Origin of the sequence: Phocaeicola sp. RTP21198st1_B8_RTP21198_201120, assembly GCF_040929485.1 — a bacterium.
Lineage (GTDB): Bacteria > Bacteroidota > Bacteroidia > Bacteroidales > Bacteroidaceae > Phocaeicola > Phocaeicola dorei.
Genome location: NZ_JBCOCI010000029.1, coordinates 40,432 through 52,276 on the forward strand (window position 1 = coordinate 40,432; position 11,845 = coordinate 52,276).

Here is an 11,845-nt window from a genome sequence, read left to right on the forward strand (position 1 = left end):
AACAGCAATATGGGAAAAATGTCTTGTGAGGTAACCGGAGTCATGAAAGAAATGCCTTCTAATTCGCATATACATTATAATTTTCTTTTATCATATGCCACCTTACCTAAATGGGTACAGGAGTATTGGTACAAACATGAAGCCTATACATATGTATTGCTGGATTCGCCCGAGCGCAAAGAAGAGATAGAACGTGCTTTTCCTCAATTGGCCGAGAAGTATAAAACTGAAGAAGCATTGAAAAACAAGACTTGGGGAGTGAGGTTGGAGCCATTGGAGAAGATTCATCTTAATCCTCAATTAGGTTATGAGGCCGAGTTGAAAGGGAACCGTTCGGCCATTATCGCATTGATTTTCGGAGCTATTGCTATTTTGATTATCGCTTGGATCAATTATATAAACCTGACAGTTGCCCGTTCTATGGAGCGTGCAAAGGAGGTGGGGGTGCGCAGGGTAGTGGGAGCTTTCCCGAAACAGCTTGTCAATCAATTCCTTTTCGAGGCATTTGTAATGAATCTGATTGCCTTTGTCATTGCTCTCGGGCTAATCGAATTATTACTTCCTGCATTCAATCAGTTGGTAGGACGCACCATCACTTTCTCGGTATGGTTCACCGAATATTGGGGCATTTTAGTCTTGCTGCTTTTTGTAGCCGGTATTTATATCTCGGGTTACTATCCCGCGCGTGCGTTGTTACGCAAAAAGCCGATTGTATTGTTGAAAGGTAAGTTTCAGAACAGTCGTGCCGGAGAGAATACACGTAAAATATTGGTTATTGTACAATATACAGCCTCCATGATATTGCTTTGTGGTACACTGATTGTTTTTGCACAACTCAATTACATGCGTCGCCAGTCTTTGGGGGTAAAGACCGATCAGATTTTGGTAATCAAGTTTCCCGGGCCTACCGAGGGAATGAAAACAAAGATGGAAGCCATGCGGAAAGTGATCAGAAAGTTGCCGCTGGCTTCAAAAGTAACTTGTTCCGGAGCTGTACCAGGTGAAGAAGTAGCCATGTTTTTATCCAATCATCGTGCGCATGATGCATTGAAGCAGAACCGGTTGTACGAAATGTTAAGTTGCGATCCTGACTATATAGATGCATACGGACTGGAGGTGGTAGCCGGACGGGGTTTTTCCGAGGAATATGGGGACGATGTGAATAAATTGGTTATCAACGAAACAGCCGCCCGTATGTTAGGATATATGGATAATGATGATGCTATTGGTGAGGAAATAGCTGTTGAAACGGTAGGAGAGCCCATGCAGGTAATCGGAGTAGTGAAGGACTATCATCAGCAAGCGTTGAATAAAGGTTATACAGGAGTAATGCTTTTTCATAAAGATAAGATTGATTGGATTCCTCAGCGTTATATCTCAGTCGTGATGAAACCGGGTGATCCTTCGGAATTAGTATCACAGATAGGAGAAATATGGAATAATTACTTTGCGGATTCCAGTTTTGATTATTTCTTCCTCGACCAGTTCTATGACCGGCAGTACCGTCAGGATGAGGCTTTCGGCGTATTGATGGGAGGTTTTACCGGATTGGCTATTTTTATCTCTTGCTTAGGTTTATGGGTGTTGGTTATGTTTTCTTGTGCCGTCCGCACCAAGGAGATGGGCATTCGGAAAGTATTGGGGGCATCTCGTTGGAATTTGTTTTATCAGTTGGGTAAAGGTTTCTTTATTCCTATTATTATCGCTATTCTGATTGCGTTGCCTGTGGCATGGGGCAGCATGAATGCATGGTTGGCTCATTATCCGTTCCGAACAGAATTGAAAGTGTGGTTCTTTCTGCTTCCTGTGGTCTTGATGTTGTTGATTTCTTTTCTGACTGTAGCAGGACAAACCATAAAGGTTGTTTATAGTAAACCCGCTCGGTCATTGAAATATGAATAATGGAATATAAGATATCCGTGGTTAGTAATTCATTTACAAGGAATATCATTTAAAACCAATATAAATTATCGTACCAGTTCATTATGGCAGATCAATACTGATAAACTTTGAAAACCTTTTGAATTTTTCTACAAAACTAATTTTGCGTCTAAAATTATTTTATTAATTTTACAGCGTTTTTAAGGAGAGTCTAACTCTCTATAGTTACAAATGAGCGATGAGAAAGGGTGCCCTGATGGCATCCTTTCTCTTTTGTAGTGTGTTTTTGTATAATCTATATTGTATTTTACTTATGTCACGATTATGTGAAATCACGATACATCTTTTGTATTTCCGTTTCTTTTACTTTTATCAGACTTAATCGTTTTTCTTGCATTAAAAAACAATTGGACCTCCCTTTGTTATATATTTAACACTCTTTTAATCTCATTTTGTTGAACAATCTACGCGATTCAAATGTTAATATAATGTGTTTTTCATAGTAATAGATTTAAGATTAATAGTTAGTATTTGCTTGTGAAAGTCAGTACACTTACGGATAAAAGCGTTTATCCGAAAAGAAAAGAGAGGCGACCGGAAACGGAAGCCTCTTTCTTTTTGAGCATTTTTAGTTCACCATAATTATTGTGAGAGGAAAATTGATTCTGATTGTATAAATAATATAATGTGTTGAAAATAAGATTTTTCCCTTTTTAAGCCTTTAATAAAAAATGGAGTTCTCTTAGTAAGAGAACCCCATTTTGCTGCAAAGATAGCTATAATTCCTTAATACAGAAAATTCCGCATTAAAAAAGTATTCCAAAGTATGCTTATAAATGACAATTGTTTGCAAAAATAATATGAAAGGTTATAACTATAGGACACTCTATCAGGCATTTAAGTAAACTTGGGGTTCTCTTACTAAGAGAACCCCAACAAAAAAACGAAAATTGATGGCTTATTCGAGCCTCATTTTTTAGAAGAATAATTTAATTATGATGTTTTGATGGAAATAAAAAGTCCTATGGAGCTTGCAACCGAAGCACTCTCTTATAATAATCAAAACATAGCGAGCGAAGCGCCTAAGTTACTGCTCTGCAGTTCAATCGCTTCCGTCTCAGACCAGGGGTCAAATAAGGGAGTCACGCCATTGGCGGGAATAGGGAAGGAACATCCTGAACTCAATTGGTATTATCTGTATCTGCCTAACAAAGAATTGAAGCGCTATATCGGCGTTTTTAGTGGCAGGAAGTCCGTAAAACTTCGTAAGCCGTCAGGTGAAGCAGAAGAAAGATACTTTTGTTTCAAGGTATTTTCCTATACTTCGGCGGACCACAGGAAACGTTTCGAGCAGTGCGGCTATACTAAAGAAGAATATATCGCCCGTCGTGATTCCGTCCGGGTGGTGAAAGAGGCCTTTGCCACCGGTTCCGCCCAAAAGTTGAATGCTTTGACGGACGAGAAGGAAATCGTGGGCAACGGCTGGTTGTTTGTCTGCGCTCCCTTGCAGCAGTTGGAACTCATTCTGTCCGCCATGCTTCCTCGTCAGTATTTGGTGACGGACTATAACACGCACTGTGCGGCGGTCATCCCTCAACGTCAGATGGAGGAATTTATCTATTTGTACGAATCCATGCCTTACAATATCGAGTTGATGAACCGTCCTTTGGAGGATTATCTTCAGAAGAAACAACGCATCCGGATTACCGGTGGCGTTTTCCGAGGGAAGGAGGGGTGCATTATGCGGCTGCATCGAAATACAAGGTTAGTGTTCGCTTTTGGAAATATGACGGTGGCTGTGAGTTATCTTCACGCTTTTCCGTTTGAGAAGGTTGAGTGAAGATAGTTTCTGTTCTTGTGCTCATCTTTTATTGAAATAAGCATTATTGAGCAAAATAATATTTGAATTTGCTTGGATATATGATGAAAAATCATGTTCCTTGCAAAATTAACTCATACTTATGGCAAAACAGATAACTCCTACTCCTCCCTTGAAAGGGCAGGCTGCAATTGATTTCATTACGGAAATCAGCAAAAAAAGAAGGTCACCCAGCAGAAAAGGCTAAGGTGAAAGAGGGGGCATGCGCATAAAGGCGTTGCTGACCTTTAATTTCTAGCACTCGTATGAATAAAGATATTCGGGTAATTTGCTTGTCAGAAGATTATGAATTTAAACCGTTTGACTGTGGAAATGATGATCTGAATGGTTTCTTGTTACAAGATTATTGGATGATGAGGAACAGCCGATAGATAACCTAGGGGAGTGAGCCATTCGAAAATTTACTACTCAACGAAACAATTCACTTTATTACGGTAGTGATGCCGGTGCTGAAATGGCTGCCACATATCATGGTGTGATTGGAACGGTGAAGCTTTTGGGTAGCTCTATCTGGAATTTCATCGGAATTTTTTTCAAAAATATCTTTAACGGATGCAGGGAGTATGTTAATATGGTTCCTGACAAAATCACTTTGGCTACAAGTTAATGTTAAATTCAAAGCTGATTAATTAACAGAACTCAGTTTAGGGCACAGTTATGTGCCCTTTTAAAGGGGGATGCTCTAAATTGAGTGCTTAGAGATGGTAAGAGTCTCTGTTGAATATCATCATCTCAACTTGCAAAATGTATTTGTACTAAGAAACTAAAATATATTTAGCATTACTTTCCTTTAATAACAGTCGTATGACTAAAGTTCGTTGCATATTAAACGATGATATCTACATACATGATGCTGGATATGTAAAAATGTAAATTCAAATTCAATCAATTATATGGAAAATAGTAAGAAAGTTTATGTGGGGATGAGTGCGGATATGATACATCCTGGTCATCTTAATATAATCCGCGAAGCGGCAAAACTTGGGTGTGTAACAGTTGGCGTGCTGACAGATGCTGCTATAGCAAGTTACAAGCGTTTACCTTATCTTGACTATAATCAACGATCAGAAATAGTTCGTTCCTTGAAAGGAGTGGATAATGTTGTCCCTCAAGAAACATTGGATTATGTTCCTAATCTTGAGCGGTTGAAGCCTGATTTTGTTGTTCATGGAGATGACTGGATGCAGGGAGTCCAGTCCAATGTTCGTAATCGGGTTATAGAATGTCTGAAACAATGGGGAGGAAAAGTTGTCGATATAGCTTATACCAAAGGCTTTTCTTCTTCCGCAGAAAATGAACGTCTGAAAGAGATAGGAACTACTCCTGAAATCCGTCAGAAACGTCTTCGTCGTTTAATTAATGCCAAGAAGATAGTTCGCATATTGGAATCCCATAATGGCTTGACCGGTTTGATAGCAGAAAATGTATCTGTAATCGTTAATGGCGTTAAGCATGAATTTGACGGTATGTGGTCAAGTTCATTGACAGACTCTACTAGTAAAGGGAAGCCTGACATTGAAGCTGTAGATTTGACCACACGTTTGCATGACTTGAACGACACGTTGGAATGTACAACGAAACCTGTCATATTCGATGGAGATACGGGCGGTAAAATTGAACATTTTGTATTCACAGTTCGTACCTTGGAGCGCTTAGGAATTTCTGCTGTCATCATAGAAGATAAGGTAGGTTTAAAGCAGAATTCTTTGTTCGGTACAGATGCGGTTCAGATCCAAGATACTATTGAAGGATTTTGTAATAAGATCCGTACAGGAAAAAATGCACAAGTGTCGGACGATTTTATGATAATAGCCCGTATTGAAAGCCTGATTGCCGGAAAAAGTATAGACGATGCACTGGCGCGTGCGGCGGCGTATGTGGAAGCAGGTGCAGATGGCATTATGATTCATAGCAAGAATAAAAGTGGGGATGATATTAAGGAATTTTGTCAAAGATTCCGGGTTGCTAACGTATCTACTCCCATTGTTGTAGTACCTACTACTTACAGTCACATAACAGAAACCGAATTGGCTTCATGGGGTGTGAACGTAGTAATTTATGCAAATCACATGTTGCGAAGTGCATACCCCTCTATGGTTAACTGCGCCAAATCAATCCTTATGCACGAACGCTCACAGGAAGCTGTTAATGATTACTGTATGCCTATCAAGGAGATTTTGGAACTTATACCCGGAACAAAAAAAACACTAAAATGATTTCACCTGATTTTTTTATTAATAGCCTTTCCCAGAGAGGCATTGATTTCTTTGCCGGAGTTCCCGATTCATTGCTGAAGAATATCTGTGCCTATATTGCAGATCACAAAGACGGACATCATAATATCATTGCAGCTAATGAGGGTGCAGCTGTAGGTTTGGCTGCCGGACATTATTTAGCTACCGGTCATATACCTGTTGTCTATATGCAGAATTCCGGTGAAGGAAATATCATCAATCCACTGGCGTCGCTTACGGATAAAGATGTTTATAGCATTCCACTCTTGCTGCTTATCGGATGGCGAGGAATGCCAGGTGTGCATGATGAACCACAGCATGTCAAACAGGGGAAAGTGACTATCCCGTTACTTGATGTAATGGGCATTAAGCACGTTGTGATGAGCAAAGATGAAAAAGAATTGTTAAAACAAATAGAAGATGCCCTCTTTTTTATGGAAACAAAAAATGAAGCTTTTGCTTTTGTGATAGAAAAAGATACATTCGATTCGTATGAATTGCAATCAGGCAGTACTTCAACATTGTCAATGAGTCGTGAGGAAACCATTCAGGCAATTGCTTCATCTATCGGTCAAGAAGACTGCATTGTGTCTACTACTGGTATGATTTCTCGTGAGTTGTTTGAGCATCGTACCCAAATGAAACAAGGTCACGAGAAAGATTTTCTCACTGTAGGTTCCATGGGACATGCTTCTCAAATAGCTCTAGGTATAGCATTGGAAAAGACAGACCGTAGGATTTGGTGCTTTGATGGCGACGGAGCTGTAATTATGCACATGGGTTCTATGGCCATTATAGGGAGCAAACAGCCGAAAAATTATATTCATGTAGTCTTTAACAATGGTGCTCATGATTCCGTAGGTGGCCAACCTACGGTGGGCTTGGATATTGATTTGCCGGGGATAGCCCGTTCCGTAAGATACAATGCGGTTCATACGGTTTCTGATATGAACGGTTTGAAAAAAGTTCTGTCGGACATTCGGTTGGAGGATGGTCCTGTTTTGCTGGAAGTGAAAGTAAGGAAAGGCAATCGTAAGGATTTGGGCCGTCCTACTACCACGCCTATACAAAATAAAGAAGCTTTTATGGGGTTCTTGCAAGATAAAGAGTTGAATTAATTATGCAAGAATATTATATCGGACCAGACTTGAACACTCAATTGGCTGCTCTTCTGCAGAAACTAAATGTAACAAAGGTGTTCTTGGTAAGAGGCAAGAAGTCCTATACATCCTGTGGTGCATCGGATGTGATGGATGCCGTATTAAGCGGAAGGGGTATAAAAACTGTCTGTTTTTTTGACTTCTTGACAAACCCTAGAGTTGAAGATGTCAGGAAAGGGGTTCTTCTATGCAAGTCACAATGTCCCAATATCATATTGGCGGTAGGCGGTGGCAGTGCACTTGATATGGCTAAACTGATTCGTTACCATATATATAAAGAAACAGATAGCTATATTCCGCTAGTGGTTATCCCTACAACAGCTGGAACAGGTGCGGAAACAACCCATTTTAGCGTGTGTTATATAAATGGGGAGAAGCAGTCGATAGCTGATTCTGCAATGCTTCCCGATTATGCTTTTGTCTGTTCGGAGTTGACTAGCCATAATGATGCTTATCTGACAGCTTGTACAGGATTTGATGCTGTTGCGCAAGCTATAGAATCCTATTGGAGTGTGAATTCAACGGATGAAAGCCGTAGTTATTCGTTGAAAGCATTAGGTCTGTTATGGAAGCAATTGCCTTTGCTGATAAAAAACTTGAATAATAAGGAGCTAAGAAGTGAAGTCGCAGAAGGGGCGTACTATGCAGGTCGTGCTATTGATATAACGACTACTACTGCGCCTCATGCTTTTTCTTACAAATTCACAAGTCTGTATGGAATACCGCACGGTCATGCGGTGGCACTAACTTTTCCATACTTTTTTGCATTGAATCTTTGTGGTGAAAGACTACAATCTACATTGAATAGTTATGAATATGGACAAAGAATGAAGTTGTTGGTACAATTTCTGGATGCTGATAGAAGTGACTTCTTGTCTTGTCAGCTGCACATGAGTACTTATATTTCTTCATTGGGTTTGTCTGCGAAAGCATTAACATTCGATGAATTAGCTTCTGCTGTTAGCTCTTTTAATGAACAAAGGGGGCGGAATAATCCTGTTGTCATTGATGAGGAGGTAAAAAGCGGATTACAGAATTATTTTATGGAATTAAAAGAGTCGGACAAAGAATAGGTTGATCCTAACCATTTCCAATTTAAATTATTAATTATGCGTATTCAAAATTTGTATTATAAGCTAGGGGGGAAAAAAGGAGGTTTCCTTCAAACCAAGTGGAGTGGATATATACAAAAAAAAACGGTTAAGAGAAATAGAAAGCTATTGCAGGATAAAGGAATATGTGCTCTTGATGCTATGTCGGCAGCCTGTAAAGAAGCTGGTGTCAGCTTTGGAATGGAATTTGGAACCCTGCTTGGAGCCTATCGTAATCAAGGGTTTATTCCTTATGATGATGATATGGACCTTACCATGTGGGCAGAAGACTGTTCTAGGGATTTTGAAAATGTACTACTTAAATATGGTTTCTATAAAAAAAGAGCTTTCTATCTTGTAACCGTAGATTCTAATGGAAAGAGAACAAGGAAGCTGACGGAAATAGCATTGGATTACGATGGATTACAAGTTGACATATTCTTCAGTTTCAGAAAAACGGAAATAACACGCTCGATTTTTGTTTATTGCCCTCCTGTTGTAAATGAAAAAATGACGGCTCGTGAATTTGTACTGCCTATAGGGCTTTCTCCTCGATTAGTGACTGTAAGGAATAAACAATATCCGGCTTTTGCAGACCCTCACAAGACTCTTTCTTTAATTTATGGAGAGGATTTTATGATTCCACGTAAGAATGCCAGTGCGACAAAAAGTATTCAATCAAATGTAATAATTCATGATATGTTTGTAGCTTATGGAGAAGGTTTTATGTTAGAGTAGTGTGGTTGTAGACTTTTATTTCTTTCCATGAAGAGAACATCGGGTTTTGTTGCTGTTATTTGGAGTTTGATTGAACGGTTGTCAAGTCAGGTAATAAGTTTCCTTTTGGGTATTGTATTAGCGAGATTGTTGTCCCCTAGCGATTATGGTATCGTTGGAATGACAATGATTTTTATATTATTGTCAAATGTGTTTATTGAAGCAGGCTTTGCCAATGCATTAATACGTAAAACAAATCGAACTGAGCAGGATTTGTCAACAGCATTCTATTTTAATGTGTTGATTGGCATATTGGCATATTGTATATTATGGATTGGTTCACCGTTTATAGCTGATTGGTTCAAAGAACCTCTTTTGTCTTTATTAATTAGGATATCAGGTGTCAATGTTTTATTAAATTCTTTATGCATCGTTCAAACAGCCTTGTTAACAGCGAATTTAGATATTCGTCGGCAAACAATCATTAATTTGTGTGGGCAAATACCTGCAGGGCTGATAACAGCTATTTTGGCGTATAATGGGTTGGGAGTTTATGCTCTAGTTTTCCAAACAATAATAGCTTCGTGCATTAGGGTTATTATGTTATGGCTTTATACTCCATGGAGACCTCAAGAAAAATTTAATAGAGAATCTTTTCTCTCTTTGTGGAATTTTGGGAGTAAATTACTAGGTGCTAATTTAATAGGAACAGCCTTTAATCAGGTTAGTTCTGTGTTAATTGGCAAATATATAGGAAAAAGTGATTTGGGATATTACTCCAAAGCGTCAAATCTATGTGGAAATATTGATAGCGTTTCATCGGGAGTTGTACAGAAAGTGGCATTGCCTATGTTGTCTGAATTTCAAAAAGACAAAGTTCTATTATCAGAGAAATTTCGTGAAATGATGCGTTTGCTTATCATGGGTATGGCGCCATTGATTTCTTTTTTCTGCTTTACAGCATCTGACATTATTGTAATACTTTGGACTGAAAAGTGGATTCAGTGTGCTTTCGTATTTCAGATACTTATAGTAGGGGCAGCCTTTAATCCTATAGGACACATGAGTCTTAGTTTAATGCAGACAGTTGGAAATTCTGCATTAATATTAAAATTGGAAGTCCCTAAGAAAATTATCTATTGCATTTATTTAGCTATAGGTTTCTGCTATGGCTTAGTCGGTTTGGCTGTCGCCCAAGTATTAATCAATATAACAGGAGCTCTTATTAATATGTGGGCAACAAAGCGTATCGTCAAATATAGTTATATGCGACAAATAGTAGATGTTTTGGGTTATATGGTGATTGCTTTTATTGTGGGCTATATATGGTTTAATATGATACATACTGGATATATGTTCTTTAATATTTTATTAATGTTTATGTTGATTGTGTTTACTTATTTTGCAATACTTGTTATGATTAAGGATGCAATTTTAATTAAATATGTAAGAAAAATAATTGGACTCTAGCTATTAAACCTGTTTAGATGATTTTTTTTCTTCTTTCATATTCGTGCATCATCCATTGTTTCTGTATCATAGAAATGCTACCCATTCTATTTCAGCCTCAAAGGAGTAATATCCTTGGAGTTAGTATTTGATGCGGAAGAGCACAAAAATAACAATATGCAATATTATGCCATCAACTATATGATTAAACATACGATTCTTTTATGAATATTATCTGCGTTTTCATCTTTTTGATAATCAGCTTACTATTAATTGTAAATTTCAAATGTACTTTCATGGTGGTGTCTGCATGTAGTATGGTGTTAGGCTGTATGAATGGAGTGGGACCTTTTGGTATGTACCAAGCTGTTTCAATTGCTGCATTCAGTATTTTTATGTTGCGGTATTTTTATTGGAAGGATATGCGAACTTATCCGCTCTTGTTCAGCTCAATATTATTGATTGTATCTTATGTGTTGAGCAATCATTACGCCGTATACCGTCATTACGGTTCATTGGTTTCCTGCATAGTGGTAGATGTGGCTTCACTGTTTGTATTCTATCAAATTATAAGTAAAAATAGCCGATATATATTTATATATATAAGAACTTGCGTTATTTTGTCGTTGGTTGTTGGTGTATATACCTTGGTAGAAACAATAATTTCCAGTAACCATTATATGTTCATTGTCAATTCATTGGAACTATATTCTCAAGACATCATCGTAGAGGATATACGTTTTGGCATGAAACGTGCGCAAGCTATTTTCGGCATGCACACTACGTTAGGAGGTTTCTCCACTATGATGGCTGGACTTTTACTTTGGGTACGCTTGAATTGTACGCTGTATGTAAAGAAGTTGGGAAAGAAAAAGCTTTCAATAGCTATTGGCTTGATGATTATAGCCGTGTTTCTTACAGGTACGCGTAGTACGATAGCTGGACTGGCCGTAGTGTTAATGTCCTTTTTCAGCTTTAAGCATATAAAGATGAAGTATGTATTCATAGCAATTGTCTCAGTGGTCATAGGTTTTATGGCTTTGGATGCATATCTTGATAAGATAATCCTTTCATTTACCGATACGGAAAGTGTAGGAGGAAGCAATACTGATATGCGTTCCATCCAGTTCGAACTGGCAGCTTTGTTCATGATGCAGTCTCCTTTCTTGGGAAATGGTATCAGCTATACATTTGAATATGTAGCCGATAAGTATAAGGAGATGTGTGGTGCGGAAAGTTTATGGATTCCCATCATGATAGACTTCGGCATATTGGGAATTACAGCTATTATTGTTTTCATTATACAAGTGGGGTATTACATTAAGAAATACTGCGAAATTCGATTGCTTTTTTTCTTATCCTTAATTCCGCAACACTATTATAAATTAAACTTTTTAAGTACCTGAGCAACAAAAAGTTGCTCAGGATTTTGCC

General features: G+C 38.3%; 8 protein-coding genes and 1 pseudogene. All 9 read left to right on the plus strand.

The genetic code is table 11. The features are described from left to right. The coding region (locus AB5935_RS12360) for an FtsX-like permease family protein (RefSeq protein ID WP_368327442.1) at window positions 1-1,902 on the plus strand (1,902 nt) is incomplete at its 5' end. Window positions 1,903-2,887: 985 nt separating this feature from the next. Further along, a complete protein-coding gene (locus AB5935_RS12365; RefSeq protein WP_368327443.1) occupies window positions 2,888-3,721 on the plus strand; it encodes a transcriptional regulator in 834 nt (277 codons plus the stop codon). Between the two features lie 382 nt (window positions 3,722-4,103). Continuing rightward, window positions 4,104-4,367: pseudogene (locus AB5935_RS12370) on the plus strand (IS66 family transposase); the annotation flags it as partial. A gap of 286 nt (window positions 4,368-4,653) precedes the next feature. Then, entirely contained in the window at window positions 4,654-5,976 is a 1,323-nt protein-coding gene (gene aepX, locus AB5935_RS12375) for a phosphoenolpyruvate mutase (protein WP_007843288.1), read from the plus strand. Continuing rightward, complete coding sequence (gene aepY / locus AB5935_RS12380; RefSeq protein ID WP_007843286.1) at window positions 5,973-7,112, plus strand: phosphonopyruvate decarboxylase; 1,140 nt, start codon at window positions 5,973-5,975, stop codon at window positions 7,110-7,112. The genes aepX and aepY overlap by 4 nt, the downstream gene beginning before the upstream one ends. Before the next feature lie 2 nt (window positions 7,113-7,114). Then, complete coding sequence (locus AB5935_RS12385) at window positions 7,115-8,227, plus strand: phosphonoacetaldehyde reductase (protein WP_007843282.1); 1,113 nt, start codon at window positions 7,115-7,117, stop codon at window positions 8,225-8,227. A 36-nt stretch (window positions 8,228-8,263) separates the two neighbouring features. Continuing rightward, window positions 8,264-8,983 (plus strand): LicD family protein, encoded by a 720-nt coding sequence (locus AB5935_RS12390; protein WP_007843280.1) that lies wholly within the window; start codon window positions 8,264-8,266, stop codon window positions 8,981-8,983. Between the two features lie 27 nt (window positions 8,984-9,010). Beyond that, complete coding sequence (locus AB5935_RS12395) at window positions 9,011-10,432, plus strand: lipopolysaccharide biosynthesis protein (RefSeq protein WP_007843278.1); 1,422 nt, start codon at window positions 9,011-9,013, stop codon at window positions 10,430-10,432. Between the two features lie 203 nt (window positions 10,433-10,635). Next, complete coding sequence (locus tag AB5935_RS12400) at window positions 10,636-11,817, plus strand: O-antigen ligase family protein (RefSeq protein ID WP_368327444.1); 1,182 nt, start codon at window positions 10,636-10,638, stop codon at window positions 11,815-11,817. The last annotated feature ends 28 nt before the right edge of the window (window positions 11,818-11,845 follow it).